General features: G+C 73.7%; 13 protein-coding genes. 8 read left to right on the top strand and 5 right to left on the bottom strand.

The window, feature by feature from the left end; genetic code table 11:
• The first annotated feature begins 165 nt into the window (after positions 1-165).
• Both AB0J67_RS32280 and AB0J67_RS32285 read left to right on the top strand, forming a co-directional pair.
• The gene (locus AB0J67_RS32280; protein ID WP_363487978.1) at positions 166-762 is read left to right on the top strand and encodes a LemA family protein; all 597 of its coding nucleotides are present in this window, start codon (positions 166-168) and stop codon (positions 760-762) included.
• Positions 763-774: 12 nt separating this feature from the next.
• The gene (locus AB0J67_RS32285) at positions 775-2,682 is read left to right on the top strand and encodes a M48 family metallopeptidase (RefSeq protein ID WP_363487980.1); all 1,908 of its coding nucleotides are present in this window, start codon (positions 775-777) and stop codon (positions 2,680-2,682) included.
• A gap of 112 nt (positions 2,683-2,794) precedes the next feature.
• Here the strand turns inward: AB0J67_RS32285 and lipB are convergent, their stop codons facing one another.
• Positions 2,795-3,457 carry a lipoyl(octanoyl) transferase LipB gene (lipB, locus tag AB0J67_RS32290; protein WP_363487982.1) on the bottom strand — a complete coding sequence of 221 codons (663 nt, stop codon included), beginning with the start codon at positions 3,455-3,457 and terminating at the stop codon, positions 2,795-2,797.
• A 314-nt stretch (positions 3,458-3,771) separates the two neighbouring features.
• Here lipB and AB0J67_RS32295 point away from each other — a divergent pair, with 314 nt between their 5' ends.
• A complete protein-coding gene (locus AB0J67_RS32295) occupies positions 3,772-5,940 on the top strand; it encodes an MMPL family transporter (RefSeq protein WP_363488000.1) in 2,169 nt (722 codons plus the stop codon).
• A 130-nt stretch (positions 5,941-6,070) separates the two neighbouring features.
• A complete protein-coding gene (locus tag AB0J67_RS32300) occupies positions 6,071-7,453 on the top strand; it encodes a hypothetical protein (RefSeq protein WP_363487984.1) in 1,383 nt (460 codons plus the stop codon).
• A 3-nt stretch (positions 7,454-7,456) separates the two neighbouring features.
• Here AB0J67_RS32300 and AB0J67_RS32305 read toward each other — a convergent pair whose 3' ends face one another.
• A complete protein-coding gene (locus AB0J67_RS32305; RefSeq protein ID WP_363488002.1) occupies positions 7,457-9,208 on the bottom strand; it encodes a DUF2079 domain-containing protein in 1,752 nt (583 codons plus the stop codon).
• A 349-nt stretch (positions 9,209-9,557) separates the two neighbouring features.
• On the opposite strand from AB0J67_RS32305, the gene AB0J67_RS32310 reads away from it, so the two are divergent.
• The 4 genes from AB0J67_RS32310 (at position 9,558) to AB0J67_RS32325 (ending at position 13,804) form a co-directional block, all read left to right on the top strand.
• A complete protein-coding gene (locus AB0J67_RS32310; RefSeq protein ID WP_363487986.1) occupies positions 9,558-10,535 on the top strand; it encodes an ATP-binding protein in 978 nt (325 codons plus the stop codon).
• 33 nt (positions 10,536-10,568) lie between these two features.
• Entirely contained in the window at positions 10,569-10,964 is a 396-nt protein-coding gene (locus AB0J67_RS32315) for an SCO5389 family protein (RefSeq protein WP_363487988.1), read from the top strand.
• 78 nt (positions 10,965-11,042) lie between these two features.
• Positions 11,043-12,113 (top strand): LLM class flavin-dependent oxidoreductase, encoded by a 1,071-nt coding sequence (locus AB0J67_RS32320; protein ID WP_363487990.1) that lies wholly within the window; start codon positions 11,043-11,045, stop codon positions 12,111-12,113.
• 272 nt (positions 12,114-12,385) lie between these two features.
• On the top strand, positions 12,386-13,804 hold the full coding sequence (locus AB0J67_RS32325) for a PHB depolymerase family esterase (protein ID WP_363487992.1): 1,419 nt from the start codon (positions 12,386-12,388) through the stop codon (positions 13,802-13,804).
• Between the two features lie 123 nt (positions 13,805-13,927).
• On the opposite strand, the gene AB0J67_RS32330 is transcribed toward AB0J67_RS32325, so the two are convergent.
• The 3 genes from AB0J67_RS32330 to ccmA all read right to left on the bottom strand — a co-directional run bounded on the left by AB0J67_RS32330 (position 13,928) and on the right by ccmA (position 17,214).
• The gene (locus AB0J67_RS32330) at positions 13,928-14,818 is read right to left on the bottom strand and encodes a TIGR01777 family oxidoreductase (RefSeq protein WP_363487994.1); all 891 of its coding nucleotides are present in this window, start codon (positions 14,816-14,818) and stop codon (positions 13,928-13,930) included.
• Between the two features lie 75 nt (positions 14,819-14,893).
• Positions 14,894-16,537, bottom strand: coding sequence for a DUF6297 family protein (locus tag AB0J67_RS32335; RefSeq protein WP_363487996.1), 1,644 nt, complete (start codon positions 16,535-16,537; stop codon positions 14,894-14,896).
• On the bottom strand, positions 16,537-17,214 hold the full coding sequence (ccmA, locus tag AB0J67_RS32340) for a heme ABC exporter ATP-binding protein CcmA (RefSeq protein ID WP_363487998.1): 678 nt from the start codon (positions 17,212-17,214) through the stop codon (positions 16,537-16,539). Before ccmA ends, AB0J67_RS32335 begins: the two co-directional genes overlap by 1 nt.
• Positions 17,215-17,335 lie beyond the last annotated feature (121 nt).

Consider the following 17,335-nt stretch of genomic DNA (forward strand, 5'->3'; position numbering starts at 1 on the left):
GGCTGCGGCGCCGGTCGGCGTTGGCGACGACCTCCCACTGCAGCGCGGTCGGCGTCGGTGGTGTATCCCGTCTTGTACCCGACCTGCCTGGCAAACGGGGGTATGAAGGCCGTTCATAAGCCCGATTGCCAGGCAAGTCGGATGATCTGGTGGCACGGTGAGGGCATGGAACTCCTGATCGGAGTGCTCTGCCTGGTCGTGATCGCGGTCGTGGTCGTGGCCTGGGTGGCGTCGCTCTACAACGGGCTGGTCCGCGCGCGCAACCAGTACCAGAACGCGTTCGCGCAGATCGACGTGCAGCTCACCCGGCGGCACGACCTGATCCCGAACCTGGTCGAGACGGCCAAGGGCTACCTGCGGCACGAGCGGGAGACGCTGGAGGCGGTCACCGCCGCCCGCACCGCGGCGATGACCGCCCAGGCCACCGCGGCCCGCAACCCGGGCGACCCGAACGCCATGCAGGGCCTGTCGAGCGCCGAGAACGGGCTCACCCAGGCGCTGGGCAGGCTGTTCGCGGTGTCGGAGGCGTATCCGGACCTCAAGGCCAACCAGAACATGATGCAGCTGTCGGAGGAGCTGACCTCCACCGAGAACCGCGTCGCGTTCGCCCGCCAGGGCTACAACGACGCGGTCATGGCGTACAACAACAAGCGCGAGACCTTCCCCGGCAGCGTGCTCGCCGGGCCGTTCGGGTTCCACAAGGCCGCGCTGCTGGAGATCGACGACCCGGGCAAGCGCGAGGCGCCGCGCGTGCAGTTCTGACGCCCCGCCGCGATGGACTTCTTCGAGCGCCAGCGCCAGGTCAAGCGGATGTCGACCCGCCTGATCGTGCTGTACGTGCTGGCCGTGCTGCTGATCGTGATCGTGGTCGACGTGGCCGTGGCGTTCGCGCTGGGCGCCTTCGAGGCCCCGCCGGGCGAGCTGGCCTGGCTGATGGTGTGGACGTCGCTGCTCACCGGCGGAGCGATCCTGCTCGCGTCGCTGTTCCGCACCATCGGGCTGCGCTCCGGCGGCGGCAAGGTGGCCCGCGACCTGGGCGGGGTGCTGGTGCCCGAGGACACCACCGACCTGCGGCTGCGCCGCCTGCGCAACGTGGTCGAGGAGATCGCGCTGTCCTCCGGCGTGCCGGTGCCCGAGGTGTACGTGCTGGAGGACGAGCAGGGTATCAACGCGTTCGCGGCGGGCTGGTCCCCGGCCGACGCGGCGATCGCGGTCACCCGGGGCGCGCTGGACCGGCTCAACCGCGACGAGCTGCAGGGCGTCATCGCGCACGAGTTCAGCCACGTGCTCAACGGCGACATGCGGATCAACATCCGGCTGATCGGGCTGCTGTTCGGCATCCTGTTCCTGGCCATCATGGGGCGCACGTTCCTCTACGCGGGCGCGTTCGGCGGCGGTCGCGACCGGCGGGACCAGGGCAGCAACCCGCTGCCCCTGATCGGGATCGCGCTGGTCGTGGCCGGCTCGGTGGGCGTGTTCGCGGGGCGGATCATCCAGGCGTCGGTGTCGAGGCAGCGGGAGTACCTCGCCGACGCGTCGGCGGTGCAGTTCACCCGGCAGCCCGCGGGCCTCGCCGGAGCGCTCAAGAAGATCGGCGGGCTGGACGCGGGCTCCCGGCTGGCCACGCCGAAGCTCGACGAGGTCGGGCACATGATGTTCGGCGAGGCCCGCGCGCACTCGCTGTTCGCCACCCACCCGCCGCTGGTCAAGCGGATCCAGGCGCTCGAACCCGGCTTCGACCCGGCCCAGCTCGACGCGCTGGCCCGGCGCTGGCAGGCCGAGCCGCCGTCCGGGCTGGTCGAGGATGCGGCGATGGGACTGGCCGTCGGCGCCACGGCGGAGCAGATGCCCGGCCCGGAGGTCCGCCAGGCGGTGCGCCCGGAGGCCGTGGTGGCCGCCGTCGGCACGCAGCAGCAGCCCGCCGACCGGCGCGGCGGGTCGCTGCTGGACCGCATCCCGCCGGAGCTGCTGGCGCTGGCCCGGCGCGGCGACACCGCGCCCGGGCTGCTGTTCGGGCTGCTGCTGTCCGAGCATGCCGAGGTCCGCCAGGAGCAGCTGGCCGCGCTGCGCGAGCGGCACGGCGAGGGCGCCGCCGCCGACGCGCTCGTCGAGGCGGGGCGGCTGGCCGGGCTGCACCCGCTGCTGCGGCTGCCCGTGGCCCAGCTGTGCTTCCCCGCGCTGCGCACCCACCCCATCGCGCGCCGGCAGGACCTGGTCGCCACCGTCGAGGTGCTGTCGCGCGCCGACGGCCGGATCAGCGTGTTCGAGTACGCCCTGTCCCGGCTGCTGCACCGCGAGCTGTACGAGGCGACGTACGACACGCCGCCCTGGCCGGTCCGCGCGCGCAGCCTCGCGCAGTGCCGCAACGCGATCGCGGCGCTGCTCGCGGTGCTGGCCCGCGCCGGTCACCCCGACGAGGAGTCGGCCGAGCGGGCGTACCGGGCGGGCCTGGCGGTGATCCTGCCCGGTCAGGCGATCCCGATGACGGCCCCGCAGCAGGGGGTGCTGGCGCTGGACGGCGCCTGGCCGATGCTGGACGGCCTCGACCCGCGCGAGAAATCCCGGCTGGTGCAGGCCGTGGTCGCGGTGATCGCCGACGACGGCACCATGACCGTCGCGGAGCAGGAACTCACCCGGACCGTCTGCGGCATGCTCCACTGCCCGCTGCCGCCCCTGAGCTGACCCGCCGCCGCGGCCCACGGGCCGCGACTCTTCAGGACTCGTGGCTTCGGGGGCGGCCGGAGGGCGCGACTGTTCGAGAGTTGCGCAGGCGCGGGTGCTCGGCGGGGCCGGGTCAGACGGCGAGCAGGGTGGGCAGGTGGCGTTCGACGATCGGGAGGACCTCGCCGACCGTCACGTCGCGGCCGAGCTCGGCGCTGAGCGTGGTGACCGAGGCGTCGGTGATGCCGCACGGCACGATGTTGTTGAAGCCGCCCATGTCCGGGTCGCAGTTCAGCGCGAAGCCGTGCAGCGAGACGTTGCGGGCGACCCGGATGCCGATCGCGGCGATCTTGCGGTCGGGGCCGCGCTCGTCCTCGCGCACCCACACGCCCGAGCGGTTGTTGCCCTTGATCCGGGTGGTGGCCACGCCCAGCTCGGCGCAGACGTCGATGAGCATCTGCTCGGTGCGCCGCACGTGCGCGACCACGTCGGCCAGCCCGCCGCGCTGCTCCGGCAGCCGGACGATGGGGTAGCCCACCAGCTGCCCCGGCCCGTGCCAGGTGATCTTGCCGCCGCGGTCGACGTCCACCACCGGGGTGCCGTCGAACGGGCGCTCCCAGGGCTCGGTGAGCTTGCCGGCGGTGTAGACGCTCGGGTGCTCCAGCAGCAGCACGGTGTCGGGTTCGGTGCCGGCGACGACGCCCGCGTGCAGGCGGCGCTGCTCCTCCCAGGCGGTCAGATATTCGACGGTGCCGGCGCGACGGATCACGAGAGCCGGCGAGACGATGCTGGTCACGTTGCTCAGGCTACTCGTGACCAATGCCGAGGCCAGCAAAGGTGCTCGGCGTCACCCGTACCCGTGAATGCGTGGCCCGCTCGCGACCAGTATGGTGTCCGCAGCGTGCTTGTGAAAGCTTTCACAAATACTGGCACGCTGTGCCACCTTGCTCACGGACGGAAGGACCAGCCGCGATGACGGCGACGCGGGAGAAGAAGGAGCTCCGGGTCGAGCCGGGGCAGGAGGCTGCGGTCGCGCCCCCACGGCCCAGGCGGTGGCGCTGGCTGCTGCCGGCCGTCGGGCTGGTGCTGTGGCTGCTGGTCAGCGGGGGAATGGGCGGCTTCGCGAGCAAGACCGCCGAGGTGCAGAAGAACGACAACGCCTCGTTCCTCCCCGAGACCGCCGAGGCGACCCTCGTGCTCGAGCAGAGCAAGAAGTTCGCCGGCCTCGACGTCGTCCCCGCGCAGCTGGTGTACGGCCGCGACACCGGCCTCACCGAGGCCGACAAGGCCGCCATCACCGCGCAGCTCGCCGACGTCAAGGCCCACCTCGGCGACCGCCTGGCCGACGTGCCGCTGTTCCCGCAGTTCTCCGACGACGGCAAGGCGGCCCAGGTCACCGTGCTGTTCACGGAGACCGACGCGCAGAAGAACATGGCCGACGTGCAGTGGATCCGCGACCACGTGGGCCTGCCCGACGGGCTGGACGCGCACGTGGGCGGCCTCGGCGGCATCCTCACCGACATGATGGAGGTCTTCGGCTCCATCGACGGCCTGCTGCTGGGCGTCACCGTCGGCATCATCCTGGTGATCCTGCTGGTGGTGTACCGCAGCCCGCTGCTGCCGGTGGTGGTGCTGTTCGGCGCGGGCGTCGCGTTCACCCTGGCCAACGGCGTGGTCTACCTGCTGGCCAAGGAGGAGCTCATCACGGTCTCCGGGCAGAGCCAGGCCATCCTCGACGTGCTGGTGCTCGGCGCGGCCACCGACTACGCGATGCTGCTGGTGTCCCGGTTCCGCGAGGAGCTGCGCCGGACGGTCAGCAAGTACGACGCGATGCGGGTCGCGCTGCGGGCGTCGTTCGAGCCGATCCTGGCCAGCGGCGCCACGGTCATCCTGGGCCTGCTCTGCCTGCTCGTCTCCGACCTCGCCTCGAACAAGGGCCTCGGCCCGGTCGGCGCGATCGGCATCGCCAGCAGCCTCGCCGTCTCGCTGACCCTGCTGCCCGCGATCCTGGCCCTGCTCGGCCGGGCCGCGTTCTGGCCGCTGCGCCCGAAGCACGGCTCCGCGCCGGCCGAGGAGCGCGGCATCTGGGCGAAGGTGTCCGCGCTGGTGGGCCGCCGCGCCCGGCTGGTCTGGATCGGCACCGCGGTGCTGCTGCTGGCCGGCGTCGCCGGGCTGACCCGCCTGGACGCCGACGGCATCCCGCAGAGCGAGGGCTTCACCGGCCGCCCCGACTCGGTCGCCGCGCAGGAGCTGACCACCGCGCACTTCCCCGGCGGCACCGGCAACCCCGCCGAGATCACCACCCGGGCCGAGAAGCTCGACGAGGTGCTGCTCGCGGTACGCCAGACCGCCGGCGTGGCCGAGGCGGCGCCGTTCACCGGCCTGCCCGCCATGCCGGTCGTGCCGCCGGCCGGCGAGGGGCAGCCCGGCACTGGAGCCCAGCCCGGGGCCGAGGGCGGTCCCACCGGTGAGGCCGTGCCCGGCGCGCAGGGCCAGACCGGGGCCGAGGGCGTGCCCGGCACGGCTGAGCAGCCCGGCACGCCGCCCGTGCCGCCGCCCGCCGAGCCGAAGGTGGTGGACGGGCTGGTGCGGATCGACGCGACGCTGACCGACGCGGCCGACTCCCCGGCGGCGCTGGAGACGGTCGAGCGGCTGCGCGCCGCGGTGCACGCCATCGACGGCGCGGACGCCAAGGTCGGCGGGTTCTCGGCGATCAACTACGACGTGCAGCACACCTCGCAGCGCGACCGGAACGTGATCATCCCGCTGGTGCTGGGCGTCATCTTCCTGATCCTGATGGTGCTGCTGCGCTCGCTGATCGCGCCGCTGCTGCTCATCGCCACGGTGGTGCTGTCCTACCTGGCCACGCTGGGCATCTCCGGCATCGTCTTCACCGACCTGCTGGGCTTCCCGGGCGCGGACTCCTCCTACCCGCTGTTCGCCTTCGTGTTCCTGGTGGCGCTGGGCGTGGACTACAACATCTTCCTGATGACGCGGGTCCGGGAGGAGGCCGGCAAGATCGGCCACACGCCCGGCACGCTCAAGGGCCTGGCCGTGACCGGCGGCGTCATCACCTCCGCCGGAGTGGTGCTGGCGGCGACGTTCGCGGCGCTCGCGGTGCTGCCGCTGGTCTTCGTGGTCGAGATCGCGTTCGCGGTGGCGTTCGGCGTGCTGCTGGACACGCTGCTGGTGCGCTCGCTGCTGGTGCCCGCGCTGACCGTCGACATCGGCCGCTTCGTCTGGTGGCCCGGCAAGCTCTGGCGGCGTACCGCCGAATAAGCCCGGGGTGGAAAGGAAGGGCACCTTCTTAACGCCATGCGTATAGGAAGGTGCCCTTCTTCACGCTGCCGACGGTGCCGCCAGGGCGGCGGGGCCGCGCGCCGCGCGGGCGGTTGCGTAAGGTGGCGCCGTGTCGCTGACCACCGTGGAACCCGCCGCCGAGACCGCGCCCGAGACGCCCGCGCCGCGGCGCCGTCCGCACTGGACCGCCGTCGTGGAGACCCTGCTCATCGTCGCGGGCCTGGCCCGGCTGGTCTGGGGCCAGCAGGTCGCGGTCGTCGCCGACGGGGTGGACCGGCTGACCAGCATCAGCCTGCTGCTCAGCGAGGGACGCCTCAACAACAGCGAGTACTCGATCGTCGGCCCGCTGTTCTCGACGCCGCTGTGGCTGCTCGGCAAGGCCGTCGCCACGCCCGAGGCCGGCATCAAGTACTTCAACCTGGTCGTCTTCACCGGCGGGCTGGTCGCGCTCGGGCTGCTGCTGCGCGGCCTGGTGCCCGGCGCGCTGATCCGCCGGTTCATGCTGATCACCGTCGCGGCCAGCATGCTCGCGCCGGACGTCGGCCACTACGGCAGCGAGACGTTCACCATGATGGGCGTGATGGTCGGCATCGTGGTCGTGGTGCGCGGGCGGCGGCGCGGCTGGGGCTGGGCGGCGGCGGTGGTCGGCGCGGTCAACACCCCCGCCACCATGGTCGGCTTCGGCCTGGTCGGCCTCGCCGAGACCTGGCGGCACCGCCGGCTGCGCCTGCTCGTGCCCGTGGTGGTCGCGGCCGCGCTGGTGCTGCTGGAGATCCTGGCCCGCAAGGGCGGGTACGTCGGCGACCGCGGCTCGAAGGACGTCATGCCGTTCTCGGGACGGCCGGGCTTCTCGTACCCGTTCTTCTTCGGGGTGCTGGCGATCCTGTTCGCGTTCGGCCGGGGCATCGTCTGGTACATCCCGGGCATGTTCCTGCCGATCCGGCGGGCGCTGGCCGACGCCGGGCCGCTCGGCGTCGATCTGGCCCGCATCCACCGGCTCTGGCTGCTGTTCGTCGCCGGCCTGGTGGTCGTGTACGCCCCCTGGTGGGCCTGGTACGCGGGCATGTCCTGGGGGCCGCGCTTCTTCCTGGCCGGGATCCTGCCCGCCGCGCTGGCGCTGGCCCTGCGCCTGGGCCACCGGCAGGCCGGGCTCGGCGCGAACCTGCTCACCCTGGCCGTGCTGGTGCTGTCCGTGTGGATCGGCCTGAACAGCCTGTTCTGGCACGAGCTGTGGCCCACCGCCTGCTTCAACACCCCGCAGTCCGTCGAGGCGCTGTGCTGGTACTCACCCGAGTACAGCTCGCTGTGGTACCCGCTGGTGTCCTGGCAGTTCGCCTACCTGACCACGGCGCAGTGGATCAGCGTCGCCTACAGCGCGGTCGTGCTGGGCTGGCTCGGCACCCCGCTGGTGGGCCGCATCGCCGGGCAGCTCGCCGCCGCCTGGCGCGCGCACCTGGCCCCCCGCCTGAACCGCACCGCCTGGGACTGGTGAGGGTCAGGCGACCCTCCACAGCCAGACGTCGGCGACCCGCTGCGGCTCGCCGAGCAGCTCGGTCATCGCGGCCCGCAGCGCGGGCTGGTACGTCGGCCAGTGCGCGCCGTGCACGTCGTCGGCGAGCACCACGATGCTCGCGTTCCAGTAGCGCAGGTCCTCGCGCAGCGCGGCCCGGTCGGCCTCGGTCAGCGCGGGCACGGCGCCGGTCTTGGCGATCGTCTCCAGCAGGGTCTGCGTCGGGCGCGGGATCGGGCCGATGCGGCCGGTGCCGTTCGGGCCGCCGGGGCCGAGGAAGAAGCCCGCGGGCAGCCGGAACACGCTGTCACCCGGCCCGGCCGCGTCGGCCAGCGCGGTGGCCTGCCAGCGCTGGCCGTCGGGCAGCAGGTCGTTGGTGATCGGGACGGGCACCACGGTGCCGCCGTCGGCGACGTACTCGCGCCACTGGCCGGTGGCGAAGAACTCCGGCACGGGGGCGCGGTCCCGGGCGGCCAGCGGGGTCGGGACCAGCGGCAGCAGTGCCACGGCGAACCCGGCGATCCAGGCGGCGCGCGGGCCGGGCAGCTTCACGCCGAGGCCCAGGCTGCCGTCGCGGCAGGTCAGCGCGGTGGCGAGCCAGGCCAGGACGAGGCCGAGCGCGGGCGCGACGATCAGCGCCAGCCGCGACGGCAGCGCGGCGTTGAACACCGGCAGCCCGCCGATCAGCGCCTCGGGCATCCAGACTCCGGTGAGCCGGCCCAGCCAGCGCAGCTCCGGGCCGAGGGAGAGCAGGGCGAACACGCCCGCGGTGACCGCCAGCGCGGCGAGGTCGACCCGCTGCGGGCGGGCGGCGCGGCGCCACAGCAGCACGATGCCGACGATGACGAGCAGCAGCAGCGGTGCGCCGAAGAAGGAGTTCTCCTCGGTGGGGTTCGCGGCCAGGTGCGAGTTCAGCCCGAGCGCGCCGGCCAGCGAGCGCTCCGGCCAGGCGGCGAACGCGGCGAGGTCCTCGTTGTGCACGCGCGGGTCGAAGCCGGTGCCGTGGTAGCGCTGCGGCCCGGCGAAGTGCAGCCACAGCGGGTACGCCAGCAGCGCGCCCGCCACGACCGCGCCGCTGCCCAGCCCGGTCAGCACCTTGCGCAGCAGCGCCTTCGCCTCGGCCCGCCGCACCGCCGCCCAGACCAGGCAGAACACGCCGAGCGCGAGGGCGGTGAAGAACAGCGCCTCGCCCGCGAGCGAGAAGCAGACCGCGATGAGCAGGCCCAGGATCGCGCCGTCGCGCACCGGCCGGTCGCGGCGCACCAGCAGCAGGCAGCGCGCGATGATCAGCGGGATGACCCACTGCGCGGTCCAGTTCAGGTGGGCGTTGGCGTGGGAGATCATCGCCGGGGCGAAGCCGCAGAACAGGCCGCCGATCGCCGCGCCGAGCCGGTTGGCGCCCAGGTGGCGGTGGAACAGCCAGTACCAGGCGAACGCGGTGCCGGCCAGGTTCAGGGTGAGGATCACCAGGAAGGTGATCGCCGGGCCGGCCAGGATGGTCAGCGGCGCGAACAGGAACGCGTACACCGAGATCGAGGTGTTGACGGCGAGGTTCACCCCGTCCGGCACGTTGAGCAGGTGGGTGAAGAGCGGGTCGGCGCCGTTGGTGATCGCGTACGCCCCGTAGGACAGCAGCCACTCGAAGAACGCCTGGTCACCGGAGTTGACGCCGCTGGCGCGGTGCAGCGGGTCGGACCAGAGCCCGGCGGTGACCCAGACCGCGGTGAGCAGCGACACGGCCGCGACCAGCAGGTCGATGCGGCGGCCGCGGGTTCGCGCGGTGGCCCCGGCGTCGCCCCGGTCGGCCGCCTCGGCGAGGTCGGCGGGCGGGCTCAGCGGGCTGGCAGGCGAGGCGATCGACACTCGGCGCAGTTTATCAGCGCGCCGGTGCGGTGCTCCGCGCGCGCATGCGGTGGGGGAGATCGCCAGGGCGTCCCGAAATGTGCCGCCAGGCGACAGTTTCCGACACATAACGCCGATCATCGATCTTTTGGGCCACAGTGTCAGGGGGGGAGGTGACCGGGCGACACGCGCAGGACACGCAGGGTGATTGACTCGCCTATTGAAAATGACTATCAATAGCAGTATGAAGATGGCATTCGTCGGCAAGGGTGGCAGCGGCAAGACCACCCTCGCGGCGCTCGTGGCCCGGCACCTGGCGGCGGCGACGCCGCCCGCGGCGCTGCTGGCCGTGGACGCCGATATCAACCAGCACCTGGCGGCGGCGCTCGGGATCAGCGAGGACGAGGCCGTCCTGCTCCCGTCGCTGGGCGACCACCTCAAGGACATCAAGGAGTACCTGCGCGGCGACAACCCGCGGATCTCCTCGGCCACCGCCATGGTCAAGACGACCCCGCCGGGGCGCGGCTCGCGCCTGCTGCGGGTCGACGAGCCCAACCCGATCTACGACCGGCTGGTGCGCCGGGTCGGCGGCGTGCGGCTGGCCGTGACCGGCCCGTTCGCCACCGAGGACCTGGGCGTGGCCTGCTACCACTCCAAGGTCGGCGCGGTCGAGCTGCTGCTCAACCACCTGGTCGACGGGCCGGGGGAGTACGTCGTGGTGGACATGACCGCGGGCGCGGACAGCTTCGCCTCCGGCCTGTTCACCCGGTTCGACGCGACCTTCCTGGTGTGCGAGCCGACCCTGCGCAGCGTGGGGGTGTACCGGCAGTACATCGGCTACGCCCGCGACTTCGGGGTGCGGGTGCACGTGATCGGCAACAAGATCGACGACGACTCGGACGTGGCGTTCCTGCGCGAGCACGTCGGCGACGACCTGCTCACCTGGGTCGGCCGCTCGGGCTTCGTCCGGGCCGCCGAGCGCGGCACGCCGCGCCCGATCAGCGAGCTGGAGGCGCCCAACCGCCAGGCGCTGGACCGGATCCGGGCGGCCGTGGACGGCTGCGTCAAGGACTGGCCCCGCTACACCGCGCAGGCCGTCGAGTTCCACCTGCGCAACGCGCAGGCCTGGGGCAACGACCGCAGCGGCGAGGACCTCGCCGCCCAGGTCGACCCCGACTTCGTGCTCGGGCCGCAGCGGCTCGAGCCGGCAGGACACCACTGACGGCCGCGGCCGTCCCCACCGAAAGGAGAACACATGTCCCTCGACGTACCCGTGGCGCTGCTGGAGCGCGCCGAGGCCGGGCAGGTCGACGACGCCGAGTTCGTCGACTGCGTACGCACGTCGCTGCCGTACGCCTGGGAGGTGGTCAGCACCGCCGCCGGGCGGCTGGCCGCCGAGCCGGGCGCGGAGTTCGGCGAGCACGGCACCCCGCCGCCGAGCGAGGCCCAGCGCGGTGAGCTGCTGCGCGCGCTGGCCAGCGACGCGATCCGGGGCGGGCTGGAGCGCCACTTCGGCATCAAGCTCGCGTTCCAGAACTGCCACCGGGTGGCCGCGTTCGCGCTGAGCGCGGTCGGCGGCGACACCTACCGGGAGTTCATCTCCCCGGTCGCCCAGCTCCGCAACCAGTCGCCGGAACTCCGCGACTGCTGACACCAGGTAAGGAAGGGCACCTTCTTAACGGTATGCGTATAGGAAGGTGCCCTTCTTAACGTCCGGGAGGGGATCGCGGTGCTGGACGTCTTTCTGACCAGCGCGTTCGGGCCGGCAGTGGCGGTCGCCCACGCGCTGGCCGCCGAGCGGGCCGGGATGGGCGGGGTGTGGCTGGCCGAGCACCACTTCGTCGCGTACGGGCAGTGCCCGTCGGCGACGGTGCTGGCCGGGCACATCCTGGCCGGGACGCGGCGGATCACCGTCGGCACGGCGGCGTGCGTGCTCGGCTCGCGGCACCCGGTGGCGCTGGGCGAGGAGGCGGCGCTGCTGCACGCGCTGGCCGCCGACCGTTTCCAGCTCGGCGTGGCGCGCGGCGGGCCCTGGCAGGAGGTCGCGATCCTGGGCCGGGGCGTCGAGCACTACCGGCGCGGCTTCGCCGAGTCGCTGGAGGTGCTGCTGCGCTGGCTGTCCGGGGCGGACGCGGTGGGCGCCGACGGGGATTTCCACCGGTTCGGGCCGCTGGCCGTGGTGCCGCGCCCGGCCGCGCCGGTGCCGGTGCGGGTGGCGGTGACCTCGGCCGAGACCGCCGAGCTGGCCGGGCGGCACGGGCTGCCGCTGCTGCTGGGCGTACACGCCGACGATGCCGAGGTGGCGGCGCTGGTCGACCGCTGGGCGCAGGCCGCGGTCGCGCACGGGCACGACCCGTCCGGCGCGGACCACGCGCGGGTGCGGCTGGCGTACCCGTGCGCGAGCCGGGCCGCCGGTGAGCGCGAGCTACGCGAGCACCTGCCCCGCTGGCTGGCCGGCATCCGCGCGGCCGTGCCGGTGTCCGGCGCCCCGCCCGGCCGCGACCTCGACGCCCACGTCGAGCACCTGCTCCGCATCCAGCCGGTCGGCCCGCCGGGGGAGGTCGCCGCGGCCCTCGCGCACTCGGCCGCTCGGACGGGGGTGCGCCGCCAGCTGTGCATGGTCGAGGCCGCCGGCTCCCCTCCGGCGACCGCCGACCTCATCACCACCCTCGCTGCTCTGGCCACGACCTTCCCCCAGCCCTCCACCCCGCCGCCCTCGGCGTCGAGCGCGCCCGCACGCGTCGATCTCACGCAGGTGTCTCCACGACACGGCCGTGAAGGATGCGCGGTGTCTCCATGACACGGCCGTGAAGGACGCGCGGTGTCTGCGTGCACGGCCGTGAAAGGACGGTGGCGTGCGCCTTTGGACAGGATCGACGGAGGCCGGTGGAGTGTCGGGGTTAAGAAGGGCACCTTCCTCTACGTATGGCGTTAAGAAGGTGCCCTTCCTTACCGCTCGACACAGGGGTGTGCGGGAATGTGTGTTGCGAGGACATGTCGGAAGTGTTGCGACAGCCCGTAGCGTCCGGCTCCAACAGCAGAGTGACATGGATCACTGTCTAGGAGCCCGCCATGCCCGTACCGTCCGCCCCGCGGCTGCTCCGCGCGGCGCTCGCCCTCCTGATCGGACTCGCCGGGGCGGCCGTCGCCGCCACGCCCGCGCACGCCGCCTCGCTGACGCAGGTCAGCTCGTTCGGCAGCAACCCCGGCAACCTCGCCATGTACAGCTACCGCCCCGATGGACTGGCCAGCGGCCGTCCCGCGGTGGTGCTGCTGCACGGCTGCACCCAGAACGCGAACGCCTACTTCACCAACTCCGGCTGGCGCAAGTACGCCGACCTGTGGGGCTTCGCCCTCATCGTGGCCGAGCAGAAGTCCGCCAACAACTCGCTGAGCTGCTTCAACTGGTTCCAGGCCGCCGACATCGCGCGCGGGCAGGGTGAGGCCCTGTCGGTCAAGCAGATGGTCGACCACGCCGTCGCGAACTACGGCACCGACGCGAGCCGGGTGTACGTCTCCGGGCTGTCCGCGGGCGGCGCGATGACCGCGGTGATGCTCGCGGCGTACCCGGACGTGTTCAAGGCCGGCTCGGTCGTCGCCGGTATCCCCTACAACTGCGGCACGAGCTGCCAGTACGCGGCCGTCGGCAAGACCCCGCAGCAGTGGGGCGACCTGGTCCGCAACGCCAACCCCGGCTACTCCGGCCCGTGGCCGAAGGTGTCGATCTGGCAGGGGCAGTCCGACTCGACCGTGGTGCCCGCCAACGGCACCGAGCTGACCGCGCAGTGGACCAACGTGCGTGGCGTGTCGCAGACCCCGACGAGCACCACCAGCCTGCCCGCGGGCACCACGCTGGAGACGTACGGCAGCGACGTGGTACGCCTCTACAAGATCGCCGGGATGGGGCACGGCACGCCCGTCGACCCCGGCAGCGGCGTGGACCAGTGCGGCACCGCGGCGTCGTACTTCCTGGACACCATCTGCTCGGCGTACCGCGACGCGCTGTTCTTCGGGCTGAACGGGGGCGGCACCACGCCCACCCCGCCCGGCGCCCCGACCGGGCTGACCGTCACCGGGGTCACGAACACCAGCGTGAGCCTGTCCTGGACCGCCGTGTCCGGCGCGACCGGCTACCACGTGTACCGGGGCGGCACGAAGATCACGTCGTCGCCGGTCACGGGCACGTCGTACACGGCGACCGGGCTGACGGCGGGCACCGCGTACACCTTCACGGTCACCGCGCTCAGCGCGTCGGGCGAGAGCGCTCCGTCGGCCTCGGCCACCGCCACCACGACCGGCGGCACCACGCCGCCCGTCTGCTACACCGCCAGCAACTACGCCCACGTCGCGGCGGGCCGCGCCTACCACTCCGGCGGCTACGCCTACGCCAACGGCTCGAACCAGAACATGGGCCTCTACAACACCTTCTACACCCACACCCTCAAGCTGACCGGCCCCAATTACTACGTCATCGCCGACGGCCAGTGCTGACCTGACCCGTGTCCGAGCCTCGCGTCGATCTTGCGCGAACTGTTGGGGACATGCCCGGAAGGAGCGTGTCATCCCCACAGTCCACGCAAGATCGGCGCGGGTCGGGGTCGGCCGGCGCGAGGGTCAGGCCGGGACGGGGTCGGTGAGGGCGGCGTGCAGGGCCTGGCTGACGGTGCGGTGGCGGTAGGGGAAGGACGCCGCGGTGAGGGCGCCGGGCATCACCCGGAGGCTGCGGTACGCCTCGTTGCCGAACTCCCCGTACAGGATCTTCAGGGCGGCCTTGGGGATCGGCATCACCGTCGGGCGGTGCAGCTCGGCGCCGAACGCCCTGGTGAACTGGGCGTTCGTCACCGGCGCGGGGCCGACCATGTTCACCGGACCCTCCAGGCGGTCGTCCTCCAGGACGAACTGGGCGGCGCCCAGCCAGTCGTAGAGCGAGATCCACGGCACCCACTGGCGGCCGTTGCCGAGGCGGCCGCCGAGGCCCATCTTGAACGGGACCAGCTGCGCCTTGAGGAAACCGCCGTCGCGGTGCAGGGGGTAGCCGGTGCGCAGCAGCACGACCCGCGCGCCCGCCTCGACGGCCGGGGCGGTCGCCTGCTCCCAGTGGATCGACACGCCGGCCAGGAAGTCGTCGCCGGGCGGGGACAGCTCGGTCACCTCGCGCTCGCCGGTGTCGCCGTAGTAACCCACCCCAGACGCGTTGACCAGCACCGGGATCCGCTGCGCGGCGACCGCGCGGGCCAGCGTCGCGGTCGGCACCACCCGGCTGGACAGGATCAGCGCCTGGTACTCCTCCGTCCAGCGGCGGTCGCCGACGCCCACCCCGCACAGGTTCACCACGGCGTCGGTGCCCTCGGGCAGCCGGATCGGCTCGGCCGGGTCCCACTGCCGCTCCGACGGGTCGGCCGCGGGACGGCGTACCAGCTGGATGACCTCGTGCCCGGCTGACCGGAGGGTCGGCAGCAGCGACTTGCCCAGGAAGCCGGAGGCTCCCGACACCACGATCCGCATACGACAATCATGCCCGAGTGACGGCGGCCCCGGCGCGCCCGACACCGCCCGGCGTCCGTCCGGACGGCAACGCCGTCACCCGGAGCGGCGGCGCAGCAGGTGAACGGCCACCACGATCGCGCTGACCACCGCCTGCGCGACCAGCAGCGGGGCCGGGTCGGCGGGCCGGGCGGCCAGCGCGTCGAGCAGCGGCAGGCAGCCCGGCACCGCGACGTCCAGCCCGGTCAGGCACCAGATGAACCAGCCGGTGGGAATGTGCGACCCGGTCATCGGCATGACCACCGGGGTCGAGGCGTGGTCGACGTGCCCGCGCCGCGACAGACGCAGCGCGGCGACGGCCAGCACCGGCGCGGCGGCCGGGCCGAACAGCGCCCACGGACCGGCGGGCAGGGCACCGGCCCGCACCAGCAGCGCCAGCGCGACCGCGTACCAGGCGGCGGCCAGCAGCGCCGGAAGCAGCAGGCGGGCCGCGTCCGCCGCGCGCGGCCCCACGCCGAACAGCCGGGCCAGCGCGGGAGAGTCCGCTTCGTGGCGGGCACCTCCGCTGCCCGTGCTCGCCGCAGCGAGCGCCAGTGCGAAGGAGACCAGGGCGATCGCGAGCGCCTGGCCGGGCCAGGCGGTGACCAGGACGGCCGGCAGCGCCGTCGCGGCGGCCAGGGCGAGCGGCCGCAGCGGGCGCCGCGCCAGCACCCGCCAGTCGAGCCAGGCCAGCGCGAGCGCGCCCGGCCACGCGGGCCACCGGCGCGACCGCAGCCGCCGGCCGCGCCAGTACGTGCTCTCCACCGCTCGGGCCAGGAACGACGGCTCCAGCGCGACCGCGGTCTCGGTCGCGACCCCCAGCCGCAGCGAGGCGTCCACGACGGGCGCCGCAGGGAACGCGCGCAGCCGCCGCCACACCGTCAACGCCGGCGCCGACGCCGCCGCCACGGCCGCGAAGGCCACGGCCAGCAGCACGGGCAGGGGGACCACCGGCAGCGGCGCGGTGCCCGTACCGGACTCCGCTTCGAGGCCCGCGAGGCCGTGCGGGGTCGTGAGCCCGGATGTGCTTGCCAGGTCCGGGGTGCTCGCAAGGTCCGGGGTGGTCCCCGATTCCAGGACGGAAACGAGGTCGGGTGACCCGGTGCCCGGCGTCGACGGTAGGGCGAGGGCGGCGGCGAGCAGCACGGCTGTCGCGGCGGTGGCGAGGGCGGCGCGGCGCAGCCACCGGCTCGCCCGGTCCGAGGGCTGGGCCAGGGCCGCGACGCAGACCGCGGCGAGCCCGGCCGACGCGCCGATCAGGACGGTCGCGGCCAGGCGGGCCGGGCCGTGGTCCGGCAGGCCCAGCAGCTTGAGCGCGACCGCCGCGGCGGGCACCCCCGCCGCCGTCGCGAGCGCGGCGACCCGCAGCGCGACGGGCGCGAGCACCGCGCGCCGGGGCAGCGGTGACAGCAGCAGCCAGCGGGCGTCCGCGGGGGACAGGGTGACCGGGCCGACCAGCGAGGCGAGCGCGGCCAGCCCGGCGAAGTACGCCACCAGCAGCGCGAGTCCGGCCCCGGCGGACGCGGGATCGACCGGCGGGACCGGCTCGGACAGCCGGGTGAGCAGCCCGTGGAACGGGCCCAGCAGCAGCCCCACCACGACGACGACGGACAGGACGCGGAAGTAGCGGTCGTACCAGTCGGCGGTCGCGGACCGCGCCCGGGTCGCGGCCCGTACGGCGCGCACGGCCGGGACGGTCATCAGGACGCGCTCGCCGCGGCGGCGGCCGGGTGCGGGTCGCCGCCGGACAGCCGCCCGTCGCGCATCGGCAGCACCCGGGCGCCGGCACCCGCGGCCAGTGCCGCGTCATGCGTCGCCAGCACGATCGTGCCGCCTGTCTGCGCGTACGCCCGCAGCAGCGCCGCGAGCCGGGCGCGGAACGCGGCGTCGAGCTTCTGCTCCGGCTCGTCGAGCAGCAGCAGCCGGCTCGGGCGGACCAGCACCGAGGCCAGCGCGAGCCGCTGCCGCTGGCCGGAGGAGAGCGTCAGCGGGGTCGCGTCGGCGCGCCCGGCCAGCTCGAACTCGTCGAGCGCCCGCGCGACGGACATGACCCGGCCGTCGTCGCGGCCGTGGGTCAGCGGCACCAGCTCCAGGTGCTCGCGCACGGTGAGCCCTGGGTACCAGGCGGGCTCCTCGGCGACCAGGGCCACGTCGCGCCAGAACGCCGGGGTGCCGGTCGGCGCGGCGCCCAGCACCCGGACCTCGCCGCCGCTGGGCCGCAGCAGGCCGCTCACGCAGCGCAGCAGCGTCGACTTGCCGCAGCCGTTCACCCCGGACACGGCGACGATCTCGCCCGCCGCGACGGTCAGGCTCGCCTCCCGCAGGACGCTGACCTCTCCGAACGCGACCGACACCGCGCGGGCCTCAACGATCGGCATCGCCACAGCCTAACCACCCCGGCCAGGCCACCCCCGCCCGGCGGACCACTCGCCTCGCCATGATCGTCCGACTTGCCAGGCAACTGGGCGAATCGGCGCTCAAGATACGGCCAGGTGCCTG

This window comes from Catellatospora sp. NPDC049609 (assembly GCF_040675365.1).
In the GTDB taxonomy this organism is placed as follows: Bacteria; Actinomycetota; Actinomycetes; order Mycobacteriales; family Micromonosporaceae; genus Catellatospora.